25 protein-coding genes are annotated in these 24,692 nt (G+C 60.3%); 9 read left to right on the forward strand and 16 right to left on the reverse strand.

All coding sequences use genetic code 11. The features are described 5' to 3' along the window. Window positions 1-3: 3 nt before the first annotated feature. Window positions 4-1,095 carry an anhydro-N-acetylmuramic acid kinase gene (locus tag GTQ41_RS24925; RefSeq protein ID WP_047296941.1) on the forward strand — a complete coding sequence of 364 codons (1,092 nt, stop codon included), beginning with the start codon at window positions 4-6 and terminating at the stop codon, window positions 1,093-1,095. A gap of 75 nt (window positions 1,096-1,170) precedes the next feature. Here GTQ41_RS24925 and erpA read toward each other — a convergent pair whose 3' ends face one another. Next, window positions 1,171-1,521: an iron-sulfur cluster insertion protein ErpA gene (gene erpA, locus GTQ41_RS24930; RefSeq protein ID WP_003228776.1), complete on the reverse strand. Its 351-nt coding sequence runs from the start codon at window positions 1,519-1,521 to the stop codon at window positions 1,171-1,173. A 168-nt stretch (window positions 1,522-1,689) separates the two neighbouring features. Then, the gene (gene argC / locus GTQ41_RS24935; protein WP_047296942.1) at window positions 1,690-2,724 is read right to left on the reverse strand and encodes an N-acetyl-gamma-glutamyl-phosphate reductase; all 1,035 of its coding nucleotides are present in this window, start codon (window positions 2,722-2,724) and stop codon (window positions 1,690-1,692) included. 134 nt (window positions 2,725-2,858) lie between these two features. Here argC and hemJ point away from each other — a divergent pair, with 134 nt between their 5' ends. The 6 genes from hemJ to coq7 all read left to right on the forward strand — a co-directional run bounded on the left by hemJ (window position 2,859) and on the right by coq7 (window position 7,434). Then, window positions 2,859-3,287: a protoporphyrinogen oxidase HemJ gene (gene hemJ, locus GTQ41_RS24940; protein WP_047296943.1), complete on the forward strand. Its 429-nt coding sequence runs from the start codon at window positions 2,859-2,861 to the stop codon at window positions 3,285-3,287. Window positions 3,288-3,322: 35 nt separating this feature from the next. Continuing rightward, window positions 3,323-4,291, forward strand: a complete 969-nt coding sequence (locus GTQ41_RS24945; RefSeq protein WP_047296944.1) for a nitronate monooxygenase family protein — start codon at window positions 3,323-3,325, stop codon at window positions 4,289-4,291. Between the two features lie 79 nt (window positions 4,292-4,370). Beyond that, window positions 4,371-5,318 (forward strand): DUF805 domain-containing protein, encoded by a 948-nt coding sequence (locus GTQ41_RS24950; RefSeq protein ID WP_047296945.1) that lies wholly within the window; start codon window positions 4,371-4,373, stop codon window positions 5,316-5,318. A 61-nt stretch (window positions 5,319-5,379) separates the two neighbouring features. Continuing rightward, on the forward strand, window positions 5,380-6,168 hold the full coding sequence (locus GTQ41_RS24955; protein ID WP_041070136.1) for an SDR family oxidoreductase: 789 nt from the start codon (window positions 5,380-5,382) through the stop codon (window positions 6,166-6,168). 80 nt (window positions 6,169-6,248) lie between these two features. Further along, window positions 6,249-6,587 (forward strand): histidine triad nucleotide-binding protein, encoded by a 339-nt coding sequence (locus GTQ41_RS24960; protein WP_003228789.1) that lies wholly within the window; start codon window positions 6,249-6,251, stop codon window positions 6,585-6,587. A 199-nt stretch (window positions 6,588-6,786) separates the two neighbouring features. Next, window positions 6,787-7,434 carry a 2-polyprenyl-3-methyl-6-methoxy-1,4-benzoquinone monooxygenase gene (coq7, locus tag GTQ41_RS24965; protein ID WP_047296947.1) on the forward strand — a complete coding sequence of 216 codons (648 nt, stop codon included), beginning with the start codon at window positions 6,787-6,789 and terminating at the stop codon, window positions 7,432-7,434. Window positions 7,435-7,550: 116 nt separating this feature from the next. Here coq7 and speD read toward each other — a convergent pair whose 3' ends face one another. Together speD and GTQ41_RS24975 are read right to left on the reverse strand one after the other, a co-directional pair. Then, a complete protein-coding gene (speD, locus tag GTQ41_RS24970; RefSeq protein WP_047296949.1) occupies window positions 7,551-8,345 on the reverse strand; it encodes an adenosylmethionine decarboxylase in 795 nt (264 codons plus the stop codon). A gap of 237 nt (window positions 8,346-8,582) precedes the next feature. After that, a complete protein-coding gene (locus GTQ41_RS24975; protein WP_016772921.1) occupies window positions 8,583-9,005 on the reverse strand; it encodes an OsmC family protein in 423 nt (140 codons plus the stop codon). A 239-nt stretch (window positions 9,006-9,244) separates the two neighbouring features. Here GTQ41_RS24975 and crp point away from each other — a divergent pair, with 239 nt between their 5' ends. Continuing rightward, entirely contained in the window at window positions 9,245-9,889 is a 645-nt protein-coding gene (gene crp / locus GTQ41_RS24980; protein WP_047296952.1) for a cAMP-activated global transcriptional regulator CRP, read from the forward strand. A 10-nt stretch (window positions 9,890-9,899) separates the two neighbouring features. Here the strand turns inward: crp and GTQ41_RS24985 are convergent, their stop codons facing one another. The 4 genes from GTQ41_RS24985 to GTQ41_RS25000 form a co-directional block, all read right to left on the reverse strand. Further along, window positions 9,900-10,601 (reverse strand): lipoate--protein ligase family protein, encoded by a 702-nt coding sequence (locus tag GTQ41_RS24985; protein ID WP_047296955.1) that lies wholly within the window; start codon window positions 10,599-10,601, stop codon window positions 9,900-9,902. 125 nt (window positions 10,602-10,726) lie between these two features. Then, window positions 10,727-11,563: an indole-3-glycerol phosphate synthase TrpC gene (gene trpC, locus GTQ41_RS24990; RefSeq protein WP_041070123.1), complete on the reverse strand. Its 837-nt coding sequence runs from the start codon at window positions 11,561-11,563 to the stop codon at window positions 10,727-10,729. Beyond that, window positions 11,560-12,609 (reverse strand): anthranilate phosphoribosyltransferase, encoded by a 1,050-nt coding sequence (gene trpD / locus GTQ41_RS24995; protein WP_047296957.1) that lies wholly within the window; start codon window positions 12,607-12,609, stop codon window positions 11,560-11,562. Before trpD ends, trpC begins: the two co-directional genes overlap by 4 nt. A gap of 8 nt (window positions 12,610-12,617) precedes the next feature. Beyond that, window positions 12,618-13,211: an aminodeoxychorismate/anthranilate synthase component II gene (locus GTQ41_RS25000; RefSeq protein WP_047296959.1), complete on the reverse strand. Its 594-nt coding sequence runs from the start codon at window positions 13,209-13,211 to the stop codon at window positions 12,618-12,620. Between the two features lie 407 nt (window positions 13,212-13,618). Between GTQ41_RS25000 and estP the strand changes: the two genes are divergently transcribed. Further along, entirely contained in the window at window positions 13,619-15,529 is a 1,911-nt protein-coding gene (gene estP, locus GTQ41_RS25005; protein ID WP_047296961.1) for an esterase EstP, read from the forward strand. Window positions 15,530-15,648: 119 nt separating this feature from the next. Here the strand turns inward: estP and trpE are convergent, their stop codons facing one another. The 8 genes from trpE to GTQ41_RS25045 all read right to left on the reverse strand — a co-directional run bounded on the left by trpE (window position 15,649) and on the right by GTQ41_RS25045 (window position 24,538). Next, window positions 15,649-17,130 (reverse strand): anthranilate synthase component I, encoded by a 1,482-nt coding sequence (trpE, locus tag GTQ41_RS25010; protein WP_041070110.1) that lies wholly within the window; start codon window positions 17,128-17,130, stop codon window positions 15,649-15,651. Between the two features lie 71 nt (window positions 17,131-17,201). After that, window positions 17,202-18,020 (reverse strand): phosphoglycolate phosphatase, encoded by an 819-nt coding sequence (locus GTQ41_RS25015; protein WP_047296963.1) that lies wholly within the window; start codon window positions 18,018-18,020, stop codon window positions 17,202-17,204. Then, window positions 18,017-18,691 (reverse strand): ribulose-phosphate 3-epimerase, encoded by a 675-nt coding sequence (gene rpe / locus GTQ41_RS25020; RefSeq protein WP_003228808.1) that lies wholly within the window; start codon window positions 18,689-18,691, stop codon window positions 18,017-18,019. Before rpe ends, GTQ41_RS25015 begins: the two co-directional genes overlap by 4 nt. Window positions 18,692-18,771: 80 nt before the next feature. Continuing rightward, the gene (locus GTQ41_RS25025) at window positions 18,772-19,920 is read right to left on the reverse strand and encodes an iron-containing alcohol dehydrogenase (protein WP_047296965.1); all 1,149 of its coding nucleotides are present in this window, start codon (window positions 19,918-19,920) and stop codon (window positions 18,772-18,774) included. A gap of 136 nt (window positions 19,921-20,056) precedes the next feature. Continuing rightward, a complete protein-coding gene (locus tag GTQ41_RS25030) occupies window positions 20,057-20,881 on the reverse strand; it encodes an ABC transporter permease (protein ID WP_041070101.1) in 825 nt (274 codons plus the stop codon). 12 nt (window positions 20,882-20,893) lie between these two features. Next, window positions 20,894-22,141 carry an ABC transporter permease gene (locus GTQ41_RS25035; RefSeq protein WP_047296966.1) on the reverse strand — a complete coding sequence of 416 codons (1,248 nt, stop codon included), beginning with the start codon at window positions 22,139-22,141 and terminating at the stop codon, window positions 20,894-20,896. Window positions 22,142-22,321: 180 nt separating this feature from the next. Then, the gene (locus GTQ41_RS25040) at window positions 22,322-23,365 is read right to left on the reverse strand and encodes an ABC transporter substrate-binding protein (protein WP_041070096.1); all 1,044 of its coding nucleotides are present in this window, start codon (window positions 23,363-23,365) and stop codon (window positions 22,322-22,324) included. Window positions 23,366-23,413: 48 nt separating this feature from the next. Beyond that, window positions 23,414-24,538 carry an ABC transporter ATP-binding protein gene (locus tag GTQ41_RS25045; protein ID WP_047296967.1) on the reverse strand — a complete coding sequence of 375 codons (1,125 nt, stop codon included), beginning with the start codon at window positions 24,536-24,538 and terminating at the stop codon, window positions 23,414-23,416. Between the last annotated feature and the right edge of the window lie 154 nt (window positions 24,539-24,692).

Below are 24,692 nucleotides of genomic sequence, written 5' to 3' on the forward strand. Positions count from 1 at the left end.
GCCATGGCGCTTTATATTGGCGTGATGTCCGGCACCAGTCTCGACGGGCTGGACATCGCCCTGATCGAGCAAACCTCGGCGATCAAACTGATCGCCACGCACTACATCCCCATGCCTGAATCCCTGCGCGCCGAGCTGCTTGGCTTGTGCGCCAGCGGCCCCGACGAGATCGCACGCTCGGCGATCGCCCAACAGCACTGGGTGAAACTCGCCGCACAGGGCATCCATACCCTCCTCGATCAGCAGCAGCTCAAGCCCGACGCCATTCGTGCAATCGGCAGCCACGGCCAGACCATTCGCCATGAGCCCGCTCGCGGCTTCACCGTACAGATCGGCAATCCTGCGCTTCTTACAGAGCTGACCGGTATCACCGTGGTCAGCGACTTCCGCAGCCGCGACGTGGCTGCCGGCGGCCAGGGCGCGCCGCTGGTGCCAGCCTTCCATGAAGCTTTGTTCGAAGAGCGTAGCGGCAACCGTGCAGTCTTGAATGTCGGCGGTTTCAGCAATCTGAGCCTGATAGAGCCGACGCGGCCTGTAGCCGGTTTCGACTGCGGCCCCGGAAATGTGCTGATGGATGCCTGGATTCATCAGCAACGCGGTGAGAATTATGATCGCGCCGGTCAGTGGGCAGCCAGCGGTACGGTCCAGCCCGCCTTGCTGTCAGCGCTGCTCAGCGACCCGTTCTTCGTCACAAAGGGCCCGAAGAGCACCGGCCGCGAAGTGTTCAACCTGCCGTGGCTGCAACAACACCTATCCAGACTGCCGACCTTTGCTGCTGAAAACGTCCAGGCAACATTGCTGGAACTGACGGCACTGACCATCGTCGAGTCGCTGCAAAGCGCTCAATCTGATACCCGGGAAATGCTGGTCTGCGGCGGCGGCGCTCATAACGCCACGCTGATGAAGCGTCTGGCCGATCTGCTGCCGAACGCTATCGTCGCCAGCACCGCGACTCACGGTGTCGATCCGGACTGGGTCGAGGCCATGGCCTTCGCCTGGCTGGCCCATTGCTGCCTCGAAGGCATTGCCGCCAATCGCCCGAGCGTCACCGGCGCCAAAGGCCTGCGGGTACTCGGCGCCATCTACCCCAACTGAGCAAAACGCCGGCAACAAAAAACGCCGCAGAACCGTAAGGCTCTGCGGCGTTTTGTTGCGTGCAGCGAGGCGCGATCAGATCGAGAACGAAGAGCCGCAACCACAAGTAGTGGTGGCGTTCGGGTTCTTGATCACGAAGCGCGAACCTTCCAGACCTTCCTGGTAATCCACTTCGGCACCCGCCAGATACTGGAAGCTCATCGGATCCACCACCAGGCTCACGCCTTCGCGCTCGACGATGGTGTCGTCCTCGGCCACATCTTCATCGAAGGTGAAGCCGTACTGAAACCCTGAACAACCGCCGCCCGTAACGAATACGCGCAGCTTCAAGCGATCATTCCCCTCTTCATCGACCAGGCTCTTCACTTTGTGCGCAGCACCTTGAGTGAATTGCAAAGCCGTGGGGGTGAAGGATTCGACGCTCATGCTGACTATCTCCCGGCGTTACGCCGCCATAATGCGTGATGACGCGCATTATCCGCTTGTCCTAGAAAATCGGTCAACTATTGTTACGGTATATCAATAAACCCGACCAACTGCCCAGAATGCAAAAAGGCCCGGTTGACGGGCCTTTTTGCTGTGTTGACGAACGTGTTACGGCAGCATACCGGCGTGGGACAGGCCGAAACGCTCATCCAGCCCGAACAGGATGTTCATGTTCTGCACCGCCTGACCCGACGCGCCTTTGACCAGGTTGTCGATCACCGACAGCACCACCACCAGATCGCCATCCTGCGGGCGGTGCACGGCGATGCGGCAGACGTTGGCACCACGCACGCTGCGAGTTTCCGGATGGCTGCCGGCCGGCATCACATCGACGAACGGTTCGTTGGCATAACGCTTTTCGAACAGAGCCTGCAGATCCACCGAACGATCAACCACGGTCGCGTAGAGCGTGGAGTGAATACCACGGATCATCGGCGTCAGGTGCGGCACAAAAGTCAGACCGACATCCTTGCCCGCCGCGCGACGCAGACCCTGGCGAATTTCCGGCAAATGACGGTGACCTTTGACCGCATAAGCCTTCATGCTTTCCGAGGTCTCAGAGTACAGCGAGCCTACAGATGCGCCGCGACCGGCACCGCTGACACCTGATTTGCAGTCGGCGATCAGCCGCGAAGTGTCAGCCAGACCCGCTTCAAGCAGCGGCAGGAAACCCAACTGCGTAGCGGTTGGGTAGCAACCCGGCACAGCGATCAGACGCGCTTTCTTGATCTGCTCGCGATTGACTTCCGGCAGGCCGTAGACCGCCTCGTCCAGCAACTCGGGCGCGCCGTGTGGTTGGCCGTACCATTTGGCCCATTCTTCAGCGTCCTGCAAACGGAAGTCCGCGGACAGGTCGATGACCTTGGTGCCCGCCGCCAGCAGTTCACCGGCCAACGCATGAGCAACGCCGTGCGGGGTGGCGAAGAACACCACATCACATGCGCCCAGGGTTTTGATGTCCGGCACGCTGAACGCCAGACCGTCGTAGTGACCGCGCAGGTTCGGGTACATGTCAGCCACGGCCAGACCGGCCTCGGATCGGGAAGTGATCACCACCACTTCTGCCTGCGGATGCTGTGCCAACAGACGCAGCAGTTCGACACCGGTGTAACCCGTGCCGCCGACGATACCGACCTTGACCATAAACCTGCCCTCAACGAACCCACTGGAAAGCCGTCGATAATAGGGGCCGCGCGGCCCTGCGACAACCATCAAGGTGACGTGCGGACGCTCAAGCCTCTACTATCCCGGCTACCGTGAACCTGGGAATAACCAAAATGCTCTATCTATGGATCAAAGCGCTTCATATTGTCAGCGTCGTCTGCTGGTTTGCCGGGCTGTTCTACTTGCCACGGCTGTTCGTTTATCACGCACAAAGTGAAGACACGATCAGCAAGGAACGCTTCAGCCTCATGGAACGCAAGCTGTATCGCGGCATCATGGGCCCGGCGATGATCGCCACGTTGATCTTCGGCGGCTGGCTGATCTACCTCAATCCGGGCATCTTCAGCATGGGCGGCTGGATTCACGCCAAGCTGACCCTGGTGGTCCTGCTGATCGGCTACCACCACATGTGCGGCGCGCAGGTAAAACGCTTCGCCCGTGGCGAGAACACCCGCAGCCATGTCTTTTATCGCTGGTTCAATGAAGTGCCGGTTCTGATATTGCTGGCTATCGTAATTCTGGTCGTGGTCAAGCCGTTCTAATTTCATAACAGGCATCACACCTCGGGGGATTTCCAATGTCACTGCCCGCTCTGCTCGAACAACGTCTGCGCTTGCCGGTAGTGGCGGCGCCGATGTTCCTGATCTCCAACCCGGAACTGGTGCTCGCCTGCTGCCGTAACGGCGTGGTCGGCAGCTTCCCGGCGCTGAACCAGCGTGAAAGCAGCGGTTTCAAGGCCTGGCTGGAGGAGATTGAAGCGGGCCTGGCGACACTGGACAACCCGGCGCCGTATGCCGTGAATCTGATCGTGCACAACAGCAATCCGCGCTTGCAGGCGGATCTGAACATCTGCGTCGAGCACAAGGTGCCGATTGTCATCACCAGCCTCGGTGCGGTGAAGGAACTGGTCGATGCCGTGCACAGCTACGGCGGCCTGGTGTTCCACGACGTGACCACGCGCCGGCATGCCGAGAAAGCCGCCGAAGCCGGCGTCGACGGTTTGATCGCGGTTGCGGCGGGTGCCGGTGGCCATGCCGGCACCTGGAGTCCGTTTGCGCTGATCGCCGAGATCCGCGAGTTCTTCGATAAAACCCTGCTGCTTGCCGGATGTCTGAACCACGGCCATGAGATTTTGGCTGCACAACTGCTTGGCGCGGATCTGGCCTACTTCGGCACGCGATTTATCGGCACCACCGAAAGTCATGCGCCTGACGCCTACAAGGACATGCTGCTGACGGCCAAAGCGGCGGACATCATTCATACGCCTGCGGTCTCTGGCGTACCCGCAAGCTTCATGCGCCAAAGTCTGGAAGCTGCGGGTTTCGACATGGCCGCGCTGCAAGGCAAAGGCGAGGTCAATTTCGGTGACAAGCTCAAACCGATCAACGACGAAGCCAAGGCCTGGAAGACCGTGTGGTCGGCCGGCCAGGGCGTTGGCCAGATTGACGACCTGCCGAGCGTGGATCAGTTGATCGCCCGGCTCGACGCGGAATACCGTCAGGCGCTGGAGCGTGCGGCGCAGTTGCCGAAGCGTTGGCCACGCTGAGAAAAATCAGGCCAGTCTTAGAGTGACTGGCCTTACACTTGCTGACCCTCAATTAATTCGCGACAAGGATGCCTCGGCCATGAGCGAACCTCGTTACAAGATCGTTTTCGCCGGAGCTCTACAGCCCGGTGTCGATCTCACCACCGCCAAGCTCAATCTCGCGGCCCTGTTCAAAAGCGATGTCGCCGCCATAGAGCGCCTGTTCAATGGCAGCACCGTCGCCCTCAAACGCGACCTGACCTACAGCGATGCGCAAACCTATCTGCAAGCACTGAACAAGACCGGGATCGATGCACGGATCGAAAGCGAAACGGCGATCGAACTGAGTCTGTCGGACGTGCATGAGCAACCGGCAACCTTCAACGACTCCGCATCACCTTATGCGCCCCCTCAGGCCAACGTCGGCGAAAACCTGCCAGCCTTCGCCACCCTCAAGCCCTTCAGCGTCGAGGGCCGGATCGGTCGCCTGCGCTTTCTGGCCTGGACCATGGTCCTGAGCCTGGTGACTCTGCCGATCGTGGCTATATTCGCGTTTATCGGGCTCGGACTGGTCAGTGGCGACTCCACCACCGGCCTGATCATCGGCGGGCTATTCGCGTTCTTCCTGTTCCTCGGTTTCATCATTGTCAGCATTCTGTTCAGCGTGCAGCGCCTGCACGACATCGGCTGGTCCGGCTGGCTCTGGCTGCTGAATCTGGTGCCGTTCGTGGGCAGCTTCTTCCCGCTGGTGATCATGGTCGTGCCGGGCAACACCGGGGCCAACCGCTACGGCCCGCCGCCCCCGCCCAACAGCACCGCGGTCAAAGTGCTGTGCTCGTTGTGGATCGTGTTCTTCGCCCTGGTATTTGCCGGCGGCATGCTCGGCGGTATTTCGGCCATTCAGCAAGAATATGAAACCAACCTCGAGAGCAGCTATGAAAGTGGCTCGGTCACCACGGATGAAGTCGAGGTCGAAACTGAACCTGCGAATTCCGTGGACGATGCAGCCGAAGCGGCCCCGGCCCCTGTAGACTCTGCGAAAGAATGAACAACGCTCCCCGCCGTGACACCTGCGTCGCTGGCGCGGGGCTGTTGCGATGGAGAAATGCATGACCCGTTACGCTCTGATCACCGGCGCCTCCAGCGGCATCGGCCTGGCCATGGCCGAAGCGCTGGCCCGACGCGGACGCAGCTTGATTCTGGTGGCTCGACAGCGTGATCAGCTGGAAAGTATCGCGATCGAACTGACCCAGCGCTTTGGCGTGGAAGTGTTGTTCCGCGCCTGCGATCTGGGCGAGCCATTGCGCCTGTCCGGCTTCCTGCTGGAGCTGGAAGAAGGCGACCGGCAGATCGATCTGTTGGTCAATTGCGCCGGTATCGGCACCTGCGGCCCATTCCTCGCCCAGGACTGGATGACCGAGCAGGACCTGATCGAAGTCAACATCCTCGCCCTCACCCGTCTGTGCCATGCCATCGGCAACAGCATGGCGCTGCAGGGCGGCGGACAGATCCTCAACGTCGCCTCAGTGGCAGCGTTCAATCCCGGTCCGTGGATGAGCACTTACTACGCCAGCAAGGCTTACGTTCTGCACTTCTCCGAGGCGCTGCGGGTTGAACTGAAACAGAGCGCGGTCAAGGTTTCGGTGCTCTGCCCCGGCCCGACACGCACCGCTTTCTTCCGCACCGCTCAGCTCAACAGCGACAAACTCAAGGACAGCAAACTGCTGATGAGCCCCGAGGAAGTCGCGCTGTACACCGTGCGTGCGCTGGAGAAAAACCGCGCAATCATTATCCCGGGACGACGCAACCGCTGGCTGGCGTTCCTGCCGCGCCTCGGCTCGCGCTGGCTCAATCGCACCCTCGTCGGCATGGTCAACAAGGCTTACTGCCCGCGCTGAACTGTCCTACGGCAAATCACTGGGCGCGGTCATTTCCCATGAGTACACTCAGGCCAGCCCCCACAACGGAGAAAACAGCAGTGGATACTCTGTTCACCAAGATCATTAACCGGGAAATCCCGGCCAAGATCATTTACGAGGACGACCAGGTTCTGGCGTTCCACGACATCGCCCCTCAGGCACCGGTGCACTTTCTGGTGATCCCGAAGAAACCGGTGCGCACCCTCAACGACCTGACCGAAGACGACAAGGCACTGGCCGGGCACATCCTGTTCACCGCCCAGCGTCTGGCGCTGGAACTGGGCTGCGAGGAAGGCTTCCGGGTGGTGATGAACTGCAATGAAAAAGGTGGGCAGACCGTCTATCACATTCATATGCATGTACTCGGTCAGCGCCAGATGAACTGGCCGCCGGGCTGATATCAGCAAACCTGTGCAGGAGCTGCCGAAGGCTGCGATCTTTTGATCTTGATCCTGAAAAAACAAGATCAAAAGATCGCAGCCTTCGGCAGCTCCTGCATAAAGCAAAAAGCACATCCAGTGTGACTGATGACCCAGCGCAAACCTTCCCCGGCCGATTCGGTTAAACTGGCGGTCGAGATTTTTCCCGGAGGTCAGCATGACTACCCAACGTCACTACTCGCCGATTGACCGTCTTCTGCTGCAAGCCGATGCCGCGATGCGTACCCTGCTGCCCTTCAGTGGTCAGCCGTACCGTCCGTCTCCAGCCATTGTGCAGCCGGAAGTGCAGATGAGCGATGAAGACACCCGCCACGTCGCCGGCCTGATGCGCATCAACCACACCGGTGAAGTGTGCGCCCAAGCGTTGTACCAAGGTCAGGCGCTGACCGCCAAGTTGCCGCAGGTGCGTGCTGCCATGGAACACGCCGCCGAAGAGGAAATTGATCATCTGGTGTGGTGCGAACAGCGCATTCATCAACTGGGTAGCCATACCAGTGTGCTCAATCCACTGTTCTATGGAATGTCGTTCGGCATCGGCGCTGTGGCCGGTCTGATCAGTGACAAGGTCAGCCTTGGCTTCGTCGCAGCTACCGAGCATCAGGTGTGCAAGCACCTGAACGAGCACCTGGAGCAATTGCCGGCCGAGGACGAGAAGTCCCGGGCAATTCTGGAACAGATGCGCATTGATGAACAACATCATGCGGAGAGTGCACTGGATGCGGGTGGTTTCCGTTTTCCGGCGCCGGTGAAGTTCGGGATGAGTCTGTTGGCGAAGGTGATGACCAAGAGTACTTATCGGATCTGAGATCAGTATTGCTGCTGAGGGCCCCTTCGCGAGCAGGCTCGCTCCCACAGGGCTCTGTTTCGGTAATAAAAAAGGCGACTACCGCAAAGTAGTCGCCTTTTTTGTGCCCGGGAATCTTACGCCGGCATGTTGCGCGCGTAGAAGATTTCCAGCATTTCGTGTTTCACACGTTCAGTTACCTGTGCCCGCTGTTCAGCGGACAGGTTGCTGGTGGCGTCGCCGAACAGGTAGTTATCCAGCTCGAAGTTCTTAAGCAGCATTTTGGTGTGGAACAGGTTTTCCTGGTACACGTTCACGTCGGTCATCTGGTACGCGTCGCGGGTGTCTTCGGAAAGGTAGTTCTGGATCGAGTTGATCTCGTGGTCGATGAAGTGCTTGTTGCCTTCAACGTCACGGGTGAAACCGCGCACACGGTAATCCACAGTCACGATGTCCGAATCGAACTGGTGAATGAGGAAGTTGAGCGCTTTAAGCGGTGAAATGACACCACAGGTCGACACGTCGATGTCCACACGGAACGTCGCAATACCGGCGTCCGGATGGATTTCCGGATAGGTATGCACCGTGATGTGGCTCTTGTCGAGGTGGGCAAGGATGATTTCGGGCAATGGGCCCGGGGACTCCTCGATCTGGCTGTCAGTCGGGGTCACCGGCTCTTCCGAGATCAGAATCGTGACGCTGGCACCCTGAGGCTCATAGTTCTGACTCGCGATGTTCAGAATGTTGGCACCAATGATTTCGACAACTTCCGTGAGGATCTGCGTCAGGCGTTCGGCGTTGTACTCTTGATTGATGTACTCGACGTAAGCCTGCTGGTCTTGCGGGGTTTCCGCGTAGCAGATGTCATAGATGTTGAAGCTCAAGGTCTTTGTCAGGTTGTTGAACCCGTGGAGCTTGAGTTTGCTTTTCACCGTTAAAAACTCTCTATGTATGCGGCGCAGCCGCGTGATCAAGCATGCCCGTCAAGTGCGAACAACGCACCTGCGTAGGACGGTTAACACCTCTTCGCGATGGCGATTTTGGTTATCTGTTCAGGCGGATGATCCGTCGGCTGACCGATCACTGCCCTGAAAAAAGTGGCGCATTATGCAGACGTCAGCGAGGGATCGCCAGAGTCTGCACTGCTTTTATGATAGTTGAATGTCGGTTCAACCGAGTTCGACGATTTCATAATCGTGAGTGATCGCCACGCCGGCCGCGCCGAGCATGATCGAGGCCGAGCAATACTTCTCGGCAGACAGTTCGATGGCGCGTTTGACCTGGGCTTCTTTCAGGCCTCGGCCCTTGACCACGAAGTGCATGTGGATCTTGGTGAACACCTTCGGGTCTTCGGTCGCGCGCTCGGCGTCAAGGAACGCTTCGCAGCTTTCAACCGCCTGACGCGACTTCTTCAGGATGCTCACCACGTCGAAGTTGCTGCAACCACCCACGCCCAGCAGAAGCATTTCCATCGGGCGAACACCCAGGTTACGACCACCGGCGTCGGGCGGACCGTCCATCACCACGACATGACCGCTACCGGATTCGCCGAGGAACATGGCTTCGCCAGCCCATTGGATGCGTGCCTTCATCGCCAAGACTCCACTGTAGAAAAAAGGGTCGCCAGCTTAACACAGGCCTTTGCTCTGACAGCGCCCGGCGTTCCTGGGAAAGATGCCTAAGCTGCGTAGGTAATTTCTCGAATTTTCGACGAAGTGTCTGGTAAGCTGGCGCCAATTCGCTGGCGCCAATTGTCAGCCTGTGTAGCGACCGCCTTCAGCGCCTCATATAAAAATCAAACATCACCGTGCAGTCTTTTCGGGATACAACCATGGTTGCTATTACCCCCACACCCAAAATCAAAAACCTCGACAAACTGTTGATGCATTGCCAACGCCGTCGCCATGCGGCCAAAAGCAACATCATCTGCGCCGGCGATCGCTCGGACACGCTGTACTTCATCATCAAGGGTTCGGTCACGATCCTGATTGAAGATGACGACGGCCGCGAAATGATCATTGCCTACCTCAACGCCGGGGATTTCTTTGGCGAACTGGGTTTGTTCGAACAAGCGGGTCAGGAACAACAACGCAGCGCCTGGGTGCGGGCCAAGGTTGAAAGTGAAATCGCCGAAATCAGCTATGTGAAGTTCCGCGAACTGTCACAGCAGGATCCCGACATTCTTTACGTCCTCAGCGGACAAATCGCACAACGTCTGCGCAATACCACGCGCAAGGTCGGCGACCTGGCGTTCTTCGACGTTACCGGTCGCGTTGCCCGTTGCCTGCTGGAGTTGTGCAAACAGCCTGACGCAATGACCCACCCGGACGGCATGCAGATCAAGGTGACCCGTCAGGAAATCGGGCGAATTGTCGGTTGTTCGCGGGAAATGGTCGGTCGCGTGCTCAAGGATCTTGAAGAACGCAACCTGGTCGATGTGAAAGGCAAGACCATGGTGGTCTTCGGCACCCGCTAAGCGCGCAAGCTCAGGCGCTGTAGACCTGCGCCAGCATCCGTCGAAACAGCTCATCCAGACGCGCCAAAGCATTTGGCGCGACGAACTTCTCATGCAGGGCAATGTGGCTTTCAGCCCGCACTCGCTGCTCCAGACCGCAAGCCTCGTTGAAGCGATTGACCGCCGCGACCATCGATTCGCGCTCGTTATCGATCAACATCGCCCCGTGCACCAACCCCACCGGACGCTGACCGCCCTGACTCTGGCGCCAGCGTTGAGCAGTGCCGACCATCTTGCGGCCGTCGAGATTGACGTTGAACCGGCCGTCACAGAACGCACCGTCGATTTCGCCCAACGACGATGTGCCGCCCAACTCATCCAGCAACTCACAGATTGGATCGCACAGACGCCGATAGCCAGTTTCGATGCGATTCAGATCGCCCTCGCTGCGGGGCGGAGCGTAGACCAGTGCGATGTTGATGGTTGAGGAGGACTGCGGGACGGGTTCACCGCCGGTTTCCCGCAGCAATACTGGCCAACCAGCAGTGGCGGAGACTTCGCAGGCGTGATCAAAACCGGGCAGACGATTAAGGCGGCGCGGCATGACCAGGGCGTTATCGCTGGGTTGCCAGAACAGCAGGCCGAACTCGGCGTCGCCGGCGCAGACGGAAGCGAGCAAGTCTTGTTCGGCTTGCAGGCCGGCCTCGATGGTCAGGAAGGTGGGCAGCGACATGGAGGGCTCCGGCAGATCTGGAATCTTTAGGGATTTTGAGGGCCTTTTCGCGAGCAGGCTCGCTCCCACAGGGGAAATGCATTCCAATGTGGGAGCGAGCCTGCTCACGAATGAGGTCGACTCGGTCAGTCGAGGGTCGAACCACTGACCGGTACGCCGCGTTCAGGGAAGAACAGGCGTTGCAGTTCGGTGCCCGGGCTTTCCGCGCGCATGAACGCTTCGCCCACCAGAAAGGCATACACATCGCTGATTTCCATCAGCTCGACATCGGCACGGTTGAGGATGCCACTCTCGGTAATCACCAGTCGGTCGCGCGGAATGCGCGGCAGCAGGTCGAGGGTGGTTTCCAGGCTGACGTCGAACGTGTGCAGGTTGCGGTTATTGACCCCGACCAGTGGTGTGTCGAGGGTTTTCAGTGCGCGCTCCAGCTCATCGCCGTCGTGCACTTCCACCAGCACATCGAGACCGACACCTTTGGCCACCGAGGCCAGCTCGGCCATTTTTACGTCGTCCAGTGCGGAGACGATCAACAGTACGCAGTCGGCGCCCAGCGCGCGAGCTTCGACGATCTGGTACGGATCGATCATGAAGTCTTTGCGGATCACCGGCAATTTGCACGCGGCGCGGGCCTGTTGCAGGTAGATATCAGCGCCCTGGAAGTAGTCGATATCGGTCAGCACCGAAAGACAGGTCGCCCCGCCCTTCTCGTAGCTCTTGGCGATATCGGCAGGCACGAAGTTCTCGCGTATCACGCCTTTGCTCGGCGAAGCCTTCTTGATTTCGGCGATCACCGCCGGTTGCTTCTTCTTGGCCTGCGCCAGCAATGCCTGGGCAAAACCACGGGGTGCATCGGCCGCCTTGGCCAGACTTTCCAGCTCGCTCAGGCTGACGCGAGCGCTGCGCTCGGCGACTTCCTGGACTTTGCGCGCCAGAATGTTTTCCAGAACCGTCGGTACACTCATCCCTCATTCTCCACTTTGAATACCGCGGTAAAGGCACCCAACTCCTCGAGTTTTTCCCGAGCAAGACCGGTGTGCAGTGCGTCGTGCGCGAGCGCCACGCCTTCTTTGAGACTGGTCGCCAGGTCGGCGGCATACAGCGCCGCACCGGCATTGAGCACGATCATTTCAGCAGCTTTCTGGCCACTTTCGGTTTTGCGCTTGCCCAACGCATCACGGATCAATGCCAGCGATGCCTCCGGACCTTCGACCGACAGACCGTGCAGGCTCTGGCTCTTCATGCCGAGATCTTCCGGCTCGACCCAATATTCAGTGATCTCGTTGTTTTTCAGCTCAGCGACGAAGGTCGGCGCGGCAAGGCTGAACTCGTCCAGGCCATCCTTCGAATGCACTACCAGCACATGTTTGCTGCCCAGGCGCTGCAAGACTTCGGCCAATGGCCGGCACAGCGCTGGAGTGAACACGCCCACCACCTGATGTTTGACACCGGCCGGATTCGTAAGCGGGCCGAGCATGTTGAACAGCGTACGCAAGCCAAGATCGCGGCGTGGGCCGGCGGCGTACTTCATCGCTTTGTGGTGAGTCTGGGCAAACATGAAACCGATGCCGACGTTGTCGATGCAACGGGCAACCTGCACCGGGGTCAGGTTCAGGTAGATACCGGCGGCCTCCAGCAAGTCGGCGCTGCCGCTCTTGCCCGACACCGCACGGTTACCGTGCTTGGCCACGGTACAACCGGCTGCCGCGACAACGAACGCCGAAGCCGTCGATACGTTGAAGATGTTCGCACCGTCACCGCCGGTGCCGACTACATCGACCACGCCGTCGAGGGTCTTGAGTTCGACCTGATCGGCCAGCTCACGCATCACCGACACGGCGCCGACGATTTCATCGATGCTCTCGCTCTTCATGCGCATGGCCATCATGAATGCGCCGATCTGTGCGTCGGTGCATTGCCCGGTCATGATTTCGCGCATCACGTCGCGCATTTCTTCGGTACTGAGGTCGAGGTGTTCGACGATACGGCTCAGGGCTGTCTTGATATTCATGGGAGTCCTTAGCGCGTGCCGCCGGTTTGTTTGAGGAAGTTGGCAAACAGTTCATGACCCTGCTCGGTGAGGATCGACTCGGGGTGGAACTGTACGCCCTCAATGTTCAGGGTCTTGTGCCGCAGGCCCATGATTTCATCGACGCTGCCGTCATCGTGCTGCGTCCACGCGGTCAGCTCCAGGCAATCGGGCAAAGTACCGTGCTTGACGATCAGCGAGTGGTAACGGGTAACCGTCAGCGGATGATTCAGACCGGCGAAAACGCCCTTGTCCTCGTGGAATACCGGACTAGTCTTACCGTGCATCACCTGACGGGCGCGCACCACGTCGCCGCCGAACGCTTGGCCAATCGATTGATGGCCGAGGCAGACGCCGAGGATTGGCAGTTTGCCGGCGAAGTATTTGATGGCCTCAATGGAGATGCCGGCTTCAGTCGGCGTGCACGGACCTGGCGAGACCACGATGCGCTCGGGGTTGAGCGCTTCGATTTCGGCGACAGTCAGTTCGTCGTTGCGCACCACTTTGACCTCGGCACCCAGCTCGCCGAGGTATTGCACAACGTTGTAAGTAAAGGAGTCGTAGTTGTCGATCATCAGCAACATGGCGTTTCGAACCTCTTGAATTCTGACTTGAAGACAGCCTTCAGATGACTTGCCCGCAGGGCGCTGCACGATGTCGGACGCACAGAGAGCGTCGGCACAGCGGCATTTCAAACGGGCGAGGAAGGCAAAGCGATACAGATCCGGCCGGGCCGGCAGAAAAGATTCAGGCGCGCCAACGCCAACGGGCGTGTGCCTTGATGACTTGATCCAGAAGTTTGCTGACGATCAACACGGGGAAGGTCTCGTTCATACGTTCCGGCACAGTAACTTAGCTGGGCAGAGCGTGCAATATGGCGGGGCTGACGGGGGACAAAACTATGGGAGGCTTCGCGACCGATGGCAAAACGCCGGGAGTTTTTGGTACTGTCGTTTCGTTCACCTACAACAATAAATAAACGGACTTGCTCATGATCAAACAGACGTTGTTTGTACCGCTCGCCGGTTGCCTGCTCGCCATGGCTTGCGCCCAGGCCTACGCAGCCCCCGCACCCTATTCGAACTTCATCGTGTTCGGCGACAGCCTGAACGATGCCGGGACTTTCAAGGACACCGGCGGCCCGGCCGGCGCCACGCAGCGCTACACCAACCGCACCGGCCCGTTGTACAAGGATGGCACCGGGGAAAACCGCGACCTCAACGCCACCCAGATCATCGGCGGCAAACTCGGTTTCAGCCCGGATCAGACCGCCTCCGCGTCCTCGGCCGTGCGTGCCGGTGAAGGTCTGGCCGATGGCAACAACTGGGCGGTGGGTGGTTACCGTACCGACCAGATCCTCGACTCGATCACTACCCAGTCCGCCACCGGTGAACGCACGCGCAGCGGTTACCTGCCGTCGAATGGCTTCCGCGCTGATCCGAACGCGCTGTATTACCTGTCCGGGGGCGGCAACGACTTCCTTCAGGGCCGCGTGCTCAGCCTCGATCAGGCCAGCTCGGCGGCCGACCGACTGGCCGACAGCGTGCGCACGCTGCAAGGTGCCGGCGCCAAATACATCATGGTCTGGCTGCTGCCAGACATCGGCCTGACCCCGGCGATCAACGGCTCACCGCTGCAGAGCTTCACCTCGCAGCTCAGCGCCCAATTCAACACCGAACTGGTCAGCCAGTTGCAGGGCATCAACGCCGAAATCATTCCACTGAACATTCCGGTGCTGCTCAAAGAAGCGTTCGCCAACCCGGCGCAGTTCGGCCTCGCGACCGACCAGAACCTGACGGCCACCTGCTTCAGCGGCAACAGTTGCACCGAGAACGCCCGATACGGCATCAACAGCGCCACGCCGGATCCGACCAAGCTGATCTACAACGACTCGGTGCACCCCACCGAAGCTGGCCAGCGCCTGATTGCCGACTACGCCTACTCGCTGCTCGCCGCCCCGTGGGAACTGACCCTGCTGCCGGAAATGGCCCAAGGTTCGTTGCGCGCGCATCAGGATGAACTGCGCAATCAATGGCTGGCCGACTGGGAAAACTGGCAGGCCGTGGGCCAATGGCGCGCTATCGTCGCCGGTGGCGGACAGCATCAGGACTTCGACGGCCAGCACAGCGCCGCCAGTGCCGACGGCAACGGCTACAACCTGAACATCGGCGGCAGCTATCGCGTCAACGACGCCTGGCGTGTCGGATTGGCCGCTGGTTTCTATAACCAGAAACTCGAGGCCGGCGACGCCGATTCGGAATACAAACTCAACTCCTACATGGGCACCGCGTTCGCCCAGTATCAACAAAACCGCTGGTGGGGCGATCTGGCAATGACCGCCGGCAAACTCGACTACGACAGCCTCAAGCGTAAATTTCAACTCGGGGTCAACGAGCGCGGGGAGAAAGGCGATACCGATGGCTACGTGCTGGCGATCAGCGGCCGTATCGGCTACGACATCGCACAGCAGGCCAGCAGTCCGTGGCACCTGTCGCCGTTCGTCAGCGCCGACTTTGGCAAGGTCGAGGTCGACGGTTACTCGGAAAAAGGCGCGGATTCCACCGCGCTGACCTTCGATGACCAGTCGCGCAACTCGCGGCGTCTGGGCCTGGGTATTCAGGGCAAGTACCAGATCACGGCGCAGACCGAAGTGTTTGGCGAGTTCGCTCACGAACGTGAGTACAACGATGACCGTCAGGATCTGACCATCAACCTCAACAGCTTGCCGAACAACCGCTTCACGCTCGAAGGCTACGAGCCGCAGACCAACCTCAATCGCCTGAACCTGGGCGTGAGCCACAAGCTCACGCAGGATTTGGCGTTGCGCGCCAGCTACAACGTGCGCAAGGATGATGACTTTACCCAGCAAGGGGTGAACGTCGGGGTCAGTCTCGATTTCTGAGGCTGAAAAGCAAAAGATCGCAGGCTGCGCCAGCTCCTACAGGGGCCTGGCAGGTACAAAAAACGCGGCGCCCTTGCGGGTGTCGCGTTTTTTATGCCTGACCATAAAGCCCATGTGGGTCAGGCGTCCGGAGTCTGCTCAGCCAGGGCCACGGCGCGGAACATCGCGCGGCGCTTGTTCAGGGTTTCTTCCCATTCCAGCGCCGGCACGGAGTCGGCCACGATGCCGCCACCGGCCTGCACGTGCAGTTCGCCGTTCTTGATCACCGCGGTACGAATCGCAATCGCGGTGTCCATGTTGCCGTTCCAGGCGAAGTAACCGACCGCACCGCCATACACCCCACGCTTGACCGGCTCCAGTTCGTCGATGATTTCCATCGCACGGATCTTCGGTGCGCCAGACAAGGTGCCCGCCGGCAGAATCGCCCGCAGCGCGTCCATCGCGGTCAGCCCGGCCTTCAACTGGCCGGTGACGTTGGAGACGATGTGCATCACGTTGGAATAACGCTCGATGACCATTTTCTCGGTGAGCTTCACCGATCCGATTTCCGAAACACGACCGGTGTCGTTACGACCGAGGTCGATCAGCATCAAGTGTTCGGCGATCTCTTTGTCGTCCGACAGCAGATCCTCTTCCAGCGCCAGATCCGCCTCTTCGGTAGCTCCGCGTGGACGAGTGCCGGCGATCGGGCGCACGGTGATCAGGTTGTCTTCGACCCGCACCAGCACTTCCGGCGAACTGCCGACGACGTGGAAGTCGCCGAAGTTGAAGAAGTACATGTACGGCGTCGGGTTGAAGCAACGCAGGGCGCGGTACAGATCGATCGGCGCGGCCTTGAAGTCGATCGACATGCGCTGCGACGGCACCACTTGCATGCAGTCGCCTGCGAGGATGTATTCCTTGATGGTGTCGACGGCTTTTTCGTAGTCGCTCTGGGTGAAACTGGAGCGGAACAGCGGATCAGCCGCTTGTTGCTTGCTGAAATCCAGGCCACGGCGCGGGGTGATCGGCTGGCGCAGTTTCTCCAGCAGTGCCTGCAATTGCGCCTGACCCTGCTCGTAAGCATCGGCGTGCGCCGGGTCGGCGAGGACAATCGCGTGCATCTTGCCGGCGAGGTTGTCGAACACCACTACCGCATCGGACACCATCAGCAGAATGTCCGGCACGCCCAGCGGATCCGGGTTCGGGCATTTGCCCAGACGCTTCTCGACATAGCGCACGCAGTCATAACCGAAGTAACCGACCAGGCCACCGTTGAAACGCGGCAGACCGGCAATGGTCGGCACGTTGTAGCGGGCCTTGAAGGTTTCGACGAAGGCCAGCGGGTCTTCGACGTCATGGCTTTCGGTCTCGACACCATCGACGGTGATGCTTACGTGATGGTCGTGCACCCGCAGTACGGTGCGGCACGGCAGGCCGATGATCGAGTAACGGCCCCATTTCTCGCCGCCCTGCACCGATTCGAGCAGGTAGGAGTTGGGCTGGTCGGCCAGTTTCAGGTAGATCGACAGCGGCGTATCGAAGTCGGCCAGGGTTTCGCAGGCCAACGGAATGCGGTTGTAGCCGTCAGCGGCCAGGCGCAGGAATTCTTCGCGGATCATGGGGTGCCTCGTGGTGTGAGGGGCAAATCAGTCAGGTGTGCAAACGCGCCGGCAAGCCGGCCAGGAACCCGTCAGGCGCGCCAACGCCAGCGGGCCAGGGCCTTGATGACTTTCATCCAGAGTTTGCGGGTGACCACCACGATGGCGTTTCCAGAATGGGATTGAGATGCGTCGGGCAACGTTATCTCAGCGGCTGTACCGAGGCAACCGGGAATTAGCTTGCGCAGATCGTCGATCACCAGTGCCGGGGATTCTTCGGCAATCGGCCGGCCATGGTTGTAGCCGTAGCTCAGCGCCACGCACTTGACCCCCGCCGCCTTCGCCGCCAGCACGTCGCTGCGCGAGTCGCCGACGAACAGCGATTGCGAGGCCGGGATGTTGGCCATCTTCATCACGAAGAACAGCGCGGCCGGATCAGGCTTCTTCTGCGGCAGGGTATCGCCGCCGATGATCCACTTGAAGTAGCGGCCGATCTTCATCTGATCCAGCAGCGGCGCGACAAAGCGCTCCGGCTTGTTGGTGATCAGCGCCATGGCCACACCCTGCTTGTGCAGCCACTTGAGGGTGTCGCGCACACCCGGATAGACCACGGTCAGCTCGTGGCTCGCGCCATAGGCCTCCATGAACACTTCCAGCGCGTGCTCGGCCTCGACGTCATCCACCGCCGAATGATCGATGCCGCCGGCCAGCGCCCGGCGCACCAGCACCGGTGCGCCGTTACCGACCCACTCGCGTACCGCCTCGATGCCGGCAGGCTTGCGGCCGAGGGAGAGCAGCATGGTGTCCACCGCCGCCGCCAGGTCGGGAACCGAGTCGATCAGCGTGCCATCCAGATCGAACATCACCAACCGTGGCAGTTGCCCCGGGAACAGCTGCTCAAAACCGCTCATGGGCGGGCCAGCGCCAGTTCGGAACGCATCTTGTCGATGACTTCCTGATAGTTCGGCGCATTGAAGATCGCCGAGCCGGCCACAAAGGTGTCAGCGCCAGCGGCCGCGATTTCGCGAATGTTGTTGACGTTGACGCCGCCATCGATTTCCAGACGGATATCACGCCCCGAGGCATCGATGATCGCCCGCGCTTCGCGCAGTTTGTCGAGGGTGCCGGGGATGAACTTCTGCCCGCCAAAGCCCGGGTTGACGCTCATCAGCAGCACCATGTCGACCTTGTCGATCACGTACTTGAGCACATCCAGCGGGGTCGCCGGGTTGAACACCAGGCCGGATTTGCAGCCGCCTTCACGGATCAGTTGCAGCGAACGATCGACGTGCAGCGTGGCTTCCGGGTGGAAGGTGATGTAGGTGGCGCCGGCCTCGATGAAGTCGCCGACGATGCGATCCACCGGGCTGACCATCAGGTGCGCGTCGATCGGCGCGGTGATGCCGTACTTGCGCAATGCGGCGCAGACCATCGGGCCGATGGTCAGATTCGGCACGTAGTGGTTGTCCATGACATCGAAGTGAACGAAGTCGGCACCGGCGGCCAGAACGTTGTCCACTTCTTCGCCGAGGCGGGCGAAGTCGGCGGAGAGAATCGACGGAGCAATTACGAAGGGCTGCATGACGCACCTTTTCTGAGCTAAATCACGATGGCGCGCATTGTATACCTCAAGTTTCCGTGCGCGCACCGTGACCGCGATGATCAGTACGCCGCTCGGTAGATCTTCTCGATATCCGCAGCGCTGAGCTTGCGCGGGTTGTTGCGCATCAGACGCTCGATTCCCGCGGCCTCCACGGCCATGGCCGGGATCGCCTCTTGCGGGACGCCAAAACTGCGCAACCCGGCAGGAATTTCCACCGCCGCGCACAACTCGGTCATCGCCTGCACGGCTTTGTCCGCCGCCTCGGTGGCGCTCAAATGAGCGGTCTTCACTCCCATGGCTTCGGCGATATCCTGCATGCGCTCGACGCAGGCCATCTTGTTCCAGGTCATGACATACGGCAGCAGCAAGGCGTTACTGACGCCGTGGGCGATGTTGAAACGCCCGCCCAGCGGATAGGCCAACGCATGCACCGCGCCGACCCCGGCATTGCCGAACGCCATGCCGGCCATCAGGCTGGCGGTGGCCATGTCTTCACGGGCCTGGAGATTGGCGCCATTGGCGTAGGCCTTGGGCAGGGCTTTGGCGATCAACTTGATTGCGCCGATGGCCAGTGAGTCGGTAATGGGCGAGGCATTGACCGACAGATAGGATTCGATGGCGTGCACCAGCGCATCGACGCCACTGGCGGCGGTGACGCTGCGCGGGCAGGTCAGGGTCATCTGCGGACTGACCAGCGCCACATCCGGTAACAGGTAGTCGCTGACGATGCCTTTCTTCAGTTGCGCGACCTTGTCCGAGAGAATGGCGACGTTGGTCACTTCCGAACCGGTGCCAGCGGTGGTCGGGATGGCGATCAGCGGCGGGCCTTTGCGCGGCACCTGATCGACGCCGAACAGGTCTTCCAGCGCGCCGTGGTACCCGGCATACGCGGCGACACTCTTGGCAATATCGATGGCACTGCCGCCACCGAGGCCGATCAAACCGTCATGCCCGCCCTCGCGGTACACGCGCATGCAATCTTCGACAATGGCGATTTCCGGGTCCGGCAGCACCCGATCAAAAATCTCGTACTCGCGCCCGCCCAATTGGCACAGCGCCAGCTCCACAGTGCCGGACTTGACCAGCGCGGCGTCGGTGACAATCAGCGGGTTGTCGATATCGAGGCGGGTGAGTTCCGCTGCCAGTTGCTCAATGGCCCCGGCGCCGGTGATCAGTTTGTGAGCAATTTTGAACTGGGACAGACTCATCGTGCGCAGCCTCTTATAGATGTGGGAGCTGAGCACAAGCGTAGCTGGGGAAACCGGGTTGTCTGCCATTCACCCCATGAATGACAACCACACATAGATTTGCTGTACGCACGAACATTCCTATATAGGAGCTGCGTCAGACCTGAGCGGTACGTAGTTTTTCGCTGCGCCCACGCAGCCATTCAAGGGTCAGCAACAGGATGACGGAGAACGCGATCAGCAAGGTTGCCGCAGCAGCAATCGTCGGGCTGAGGTTCTCGCGAATCCCGCTGAACATCTGCCGGGGCAGCGTCGCTTGCTCGGGGCCGGCGAGGAACAGCGTCACCACCACTTCATCGAACGACGTGGCGAAGGCGAACAGCGCCCCGGAAATCACCCCCGGTGCGATCAGCGGCAGAGTCACCCGGCGGAACGTGGTCAATGGCGAAGCCCCTAGGCTGGCCGCCGCCCGTACCAGGTTGTGGTTGAACCCTTGCAGCGTTGCCGACACGGTGATGATCACGAACGGCACGCCGAGCACCGCGTGCACCACGATCAGCGAGAAGAAGCTGTTACCCAGCCCCAGCGGCGCGAAGAACAGGTAACTCGCCACACCAATGATCACCACCGGCACCACCATCGGCGAAATCACCAGCGCCATCACCAGCGCCTTGCCGGGGAAATCGCCGCGGGTCAGGCCGATCGCGGCCAGGGTGCCGAAAACCATCGCCAGCACGGTCGCGGCGGGGGCGACGATGATGCTGTTCTTCAGCGAGCGCATCCATTCCGCCGAGGCGAAGAAGTCCTGATACCAGTGCAGCGAGAAGCCTTGCAGCGGATACACCAGGAAACTGCCCGAGTTGAACGACAGCGGCACGATGACCAGCACCGGCAGGATCAGGAACAGCAGGATCAGGCCGCAGAGGATCCGCAAGCTGTAGAACCACACCCGTTCAATGGGCGACATGTAAGGACTCAGCATTTCAAATTCCCCTTAGCTCAGGCGCAGGCGGCTGGCGCCTACCAGCCAGCTGTAGATCAGATAAAGCACCACGGTCGCCAGCAGCAACAAGCCGCCGAGTGCAGTGGCCATGCCCCAGTTGATGCTGGTGTTGGTGTAGAACGCGACGAAGTAGCTGACCATCTGATCGTTCGGACTGCCGAGCAGCGCCGGGGTGATGTAGTAGCCGATGGCGAGGATGAACACCAACAGGCAACCGGCGCCGACACCGGCGTAGGTCTGCGGGAAATACACCCGCCAGAAACTGGCGAACGGATGGCAGCCCAACGATATGGCGGCGCGCATGTAGGTCGGCGAGATGCCTTTCATCACGCTGTAGATCGGCAGGATCATGAACGGCAGCAGAATGTGCACCATCGAGATGTAGACCCCGGTGCGGTTGAACACCAGCTCCAGCGGTTTATCGATGATGCCCATGGCCATCAGCGCGCTGTTGATCAGCCCGCCCGACTGCAGCAACACGATCCACGCCGCAACCCGCACCAGAATCGAGGTCCAGAACGGCAGCAACACCAGAATCATCAGCAGGTTGCTCTGCCGCGATGGCAGGTTGGCCAGCAGGTAAGCCAATGGATAAGCGAGGAACAGGCAGATCACGGTGATGACCAGGCCCATCCAGAAAGTCCGGGCGAAGATGTCGAGGTAGATCGCCTGATCCGGGGTGGCCGGGGCCAGTTCGCCGAGATCGTCGATACGGTGATCAACCGCCGCCAGCAGGTAATACGGGGTGATGCTGCTGGTGTTGCGTTTGACCGCTTGCCAATAGGCCGGATCGCCCCAGCGCTCGTCGAGCGCTTCGAGGGCTTCTTTATAGGAGGCCGGTTCGCTGGCGAAAGGCAGCGCCCGGGCGGTTTTGGTCAACAGGCTGCGATAGCCGGCCAACTCCATGTTCAAGCGCTTGGACAAATCGCCCAGCGTCTGGTTTTTGCGCGCTTCAGCGAGGTCTTCGCCAGCCGCTTTGTACACCGGTTCAGCAGGCAGGCCACGGCCATCCCAACTGGCGATGGCCGCCACGGTGCGCGGCATGCCGCCAACCACTTCCGGGTTGCCGACGCTTTTATAGAGCAGCGCCACGATCGGCACCAGAAACACCAGCAACAGAAACAGCACCAGCGGCGCAATCAACGCCTGGGCCTTCCAGCGGTTGACCCGCTCGGCGTGCTTGAGCTTCTGCTTCAAGGTGGGGCTGGCGCCCTCGTTCAGGGGAACGGCGATGGCCATGACGTACTCCGCAAATCTTTGGATGGGCGGCACCCCACAAAACGATGCCGCATTACCTCAACACACAAGAAACACCTCACTCCTGTAGGAGCTGTCGAGTGCAACGAGGCTGCGATCTCTTGATATTCAAAGGCAAAGTCAAAAGATCGCAGCCTGCGGCAGCTCCTACAGGGCGAAGGATTACTTCGCAGCCCAGGAGTTGAAGCGCTGCTCCAGTTGCTCGCCGTTGTCAGCCCAGAAGCTGACGTCGATCTGCACCTGGTTGGCGATGTTTTCCGGAGTGGTCGGCATGTCTTTCAGCACGTCTTTGCTCAGCAGTGGGACTGCCTGAGTGTTGGCCGGGCCGTAGGCGATGTTTTCCGAGTAGGTCTTTTGCTGTTGCGGCTGGACCGAGTAGGCGATGAATTTCTTCGCTGCATCGGCGCGGGTCTTGTCCAGACCTTTCGGGATTGCCCAGGCGTCGAAGTCGTAGATGCCGCCGTTCCACACCACTTTCAGGTTGGATTCTTTCTGCACGGCGGCGATGCGACCGTTGTAGGCCGAGCTCATCACCACGTCACCGGAAGCGAGGTACTGCGGTGGCTGGGCGCCGGCTTCCCACCACTGAATGTTCGGTTTGAGCTCATCCAGTTTCTTGAATGCACGATCCTGACCACCCTTGCTCGCCAGTTCTTTGTAGACGTCTTTCGGCGCTACACCGTCGGCCATCAGCGCGAATTCCAGGGTGTACTTGGCGCCTTTGCGCAGGCCACGCTTGCCCGGGAATTTCTTGGTGTCCCAGAAATCGGCCCAGCTGGTTGGCGCGGTTTTCAGCTTGTCAGCGTTGTACGCGAGCACGGTCGACCAGACGAAGAAGCCCACGCCGCAAGGCTGAATCGCACCTTTGACGTAATCTTCGGTTTTGCCGAACAGCGCCGGGTCGAGTTGTTCGAACATGTCTTCATCGCAACCACGGGACAGCTCCGGCGATTCAACTTCCACCAGATCCCACGACACACTCTTGGTGTCGACCATGGCTTTGACCTTGGCCATTTCGCCGTTGTACTCGCCGGCCACGATCTTGCCGTTGCCCGCGGCTTCCCACGGTGCGTAGAAGGCTTTGACTTGCGCCGCCTTGTTCGCCCCGCCAAACGACACCACAGTCAAATCGGGACCGGCGGCCATCGCGCTGGCCGCACCCATCAGGCCCAGGGTCAGGGCGGTGAACTTCAGGGATCTCAACATTTATTGTTCTCTCCACGTGCAGGGTTGGTGTTGGTATTGCCGGGGCGATCAATGCGCCTCTAGAAGTGGGTCGAGTGCACGAACGTGCTCGACCTGCCAGCCAAGCGGTACCACGTCGCCGACCGCGAGCCCGGGATCGAGCTCGGCAATCGGCTGTTTCACGAAGAAGTCGGTCTTGCCGCAGACTTCCAGGCGCACCCGGACGTGGTCGCCCAGATAGATGAATTCCGCCACCCTCCCTGAGAAGCGGTTGACGCATTGGTCGCTCGAGCCATTGAGGCTGACGCGCTCCGGGCGGATCGACAGCGTCACCGGCTCGCCGGTCTGGCCGACGTTGACCGCCAGCGCCTCGACCTTCTCGCCCCGACCCAACTCGACCACGCAACGCTCGCCGCTCTGGCTGAGCAGACGGCCGTTGAGGCGGTTGTTCTCGCCGATGAAGTTGGCGACGAAGGTGTTTTTCGGTTCTTCGTAGAGGGTGCGCGGCGGCGCGATCTGCTGGATCTCGCCCTGATGAAACACGGCGACGCGATCGGACATGGTCAGCGCTTCACCCTGATCGTGGGTTACGTAGACCACGGTCACGCCGAGACGCTGGTGCAGGTGCTTGATCTCCATCTGCATGTGTTCGCGCAGTTGCTTGTCGAGCGCGCCCAGCGGTTCGTCCATCAGCACCAGTTGTGGTTCGAACACCAGCGCCCGGGCAAGCGCCACCCGCTGCTGCTGACCGCCGGAGAGTTGCGCCGGATAACGTGAGGCGAACGCGTCGAGCTGGACCATGCTCAGGACTTTCTTGACCTTGTCGCTGACGTCGCTCTTGTTCAGGCCGCGCACGGTCAGCGGGAAGGCCAGGTTCTCGGCCACAGTCATGTGCGGGAACAGCGCGTAGTTCTGGAACACCATGCCGATGTCGCGCTTGTGCGGCGGCACGTTGTTGATTGCACGGCCGGCGAGGAGGATTTCGCCGGCGGTCGGCGTTTCGAACCCGGCGAGCATCATCAGGCTGGTGGTCTTGCCCGAGCCGGACGGCCCGAGCAGGGTCAGGAACTCGCCTTTGCGAATGTCCAGGTTGAGGTCTTTGACAATCAGGTTCTCGCCGTCGTAGCTCTTCTGCACTCCACGAAAGCTGACCAGCACGTCACTGGCCCCTGCGTTTGAATCGACCTGGCTCATACCCACACCTTTGTTATTGGTAACTGCTGTGGATTAAGCCTAGTGGCTGGCGCCAGCCACGCAAATCGGGGCGCAGGAGAGAATCGCCTCAGCGGGATGGAAGGTTGGGGGTAGGGATTGCCCTACAAGGATGGCGCGTTTTGGCAAGCGAGCG

This window comes from Pseudomonas sp. AN-B15 (assembly GCF_019056475.1).
Lineage (GTDB): Bacteria > Pseudomonadota > Gammaproteobacteria > Pseudomonadales > Pseudomonadaceae > Aquipseudomonas > Aquipseudomonas parakoreensis.

What these genes read in the sequence shown, in the direction of transcription:
- GTQ41_RS25015 (WP_047296963.1), bottom strand. Translation starts at nt 18,020, where the DNA reads ATGAGCGGTTTTGAGCAGCTGTTCCCGGGGCAACTGCCACGGTTGGTG.
- GTQ41_RS25045 (WP_047296967.1), bottom strand. Translation starts at nt 24,538, where the DNA reads ATGAGCCAGGTCGATTCAAACGCAGGGGCCAGTGACGTGCTGGTCAGC.
- estP (WP_047296961.1), top strand. Translation starts at nt 13,619, where the DNA reads ATGATCAAACAGACGTTGTTTGTACCGCTCGCCGGTTGCCTGCTCGCC.
- rpe (WP_003228808.1), bottom strand. Translation starts at nt 18,691, where the DNA reads ATGCAGCCCTTCGTAATTGCTCCGTCGATTCTCTCCGCCGACTTCGCC.
- GTQ41_RS25040 (WP_041070096.1), bottom strand. Translation starts at nt 23,365, where the DNA reads ATGTTGAGATCCCTGAAGTTCACCGCCCTGACCCTGGGCCTGATGGGT.
- GTQ41_RS24925 (WP_047296941.1), top strand. Translation starts at nt 4, where the DNA reads ATGGCGCTTTATATTGGCGTGATGTCCGGCACCAGTCTCGACGGGCTG.
- GTQ41_RS24975 (WP_016772921.1), bottom strand. Translation starts at nt 9,005, where the DNA reads ATGAAGGCACGCATCCAATGGGCTGGCGAAGCCATGTTCCTCGGCGAA.
- GTQ41_RS24985 (WP_047296955.1), bottom strand. Translation starts at nt 10,601, where the DNA reads ATGTCGCTGCCCACCTTCCTGACCATCGAGGCCGGCCTGCAAGCCGAA.
- coq7 (WP_047296947.1), top strand. Translation starts at nt 6,787, where the DNA reads ATGACTACCCAACGTCACTACTCGCCGATTGACCGTCTTCTGCTGCAA.
- GTQ41_RS25000 (WP_047296959.1), bottom strand. Translation starts at nt 13,211, where the DNA reads ATGTTGCTGATGATCGACAACTACGACTCCTTTACTTACAACGTTGTG.
- GTQ41_RS25025 (WP_047296965.1), bottom strand. Translation starts at nt 19,920, where the DNA reads ATGAGTCTGTCCCAGTTCAAAATTGCTCACAAACTGATCACCGGCGCC.
- GTQ41_RS24945 (WP_047296944.1), top strand. Translation starts at nt 3,323, where the DNA reads ATGTCACTGCCCGCTCTGCTCGAACAACGTCTGCGCTTGCCGGTAGTG.
- erpA (WP_003228776.1), bottom strand. Translation starts at nt 1,521, where the DNA reads ATGAGCGTCGAATCCTTCACCCCCACGGCTTTGCAATTCACTCAAGGT.
- trpE (WP_041070110.1), bottom strand. Translation starts at nt 17,130, where the DNA reads ATGATCCGCGAAGAATTCCTGCGCCTGGCCGCTGACGGCTACAACCGC.
- GTQ41_RS25030 (WP_041070101.1), bottom strand. Translation starts at nt 20,881, where the DNA reads ATGCTGAGTCCTTACATGTCGCCCATTGAACGGGTGTGGTTCTACAGC.
- GTQ41_RS25035 (WP_047296966.1), bottom strand. Translation starts at nt 22,141, where the DNA reads ATGGCCATCGCCGTTCCCCTGAACGAGGGCGCCAGCCCCACCTTGAAG.
- crp (WP_047296952.1), top strand. Translation starts at nt 9,245, where the DNA reads ATGGTTGCTATTACCCCCACACCCAAAATCAAAAACCTCGACAAACTG.
- hemJ (WP_047296943.1), top strand. Translation starts at nt 2,859, where the DNA reads ATGCTCTATCTATGGATCAAAGCGCTTCATATTGTCAGCGTCGTCTGC.
- trpD (WP_047296957.1), bottom strand. Translation starts at nt 12,609, where the DNA reads ATGAATATCAAGACAGCCCTGAGCCGTATCGTCGAACACCTCGACCTC.
- trpC (WP_041070123.1), bottom strand. Translation starts at nt 11,563, where the DNA reads ATGAGTGTACCGACGGTTCTGGAAAACATTCTGGCGCGCAAAGTCCAG.
- GTQ41_RS24950 (WP_047296945.1), top strand. Translation starts at nt 4,371, where the DNA reads ATGAGCGAACCTCGTTACAAGATCGTTTTCGCCGGAGCTCTACAGCCC.
- argC (WP_047296942.1), bottom strand. Translation starts at nt 2,724, where the DNA reads ATGGTCAAGGTCGGTATCGTCGGCGGCACGGGTTACACCGGTGTCGAA.
- GTQ41_RS24955 (WP_041070136.1), top strand. Translation starts at nt 5,380, where the DNA reads ATGACCCGTTACGCTCTGATCACCGGCGCCTCCAGCGGCATCGGCCTG.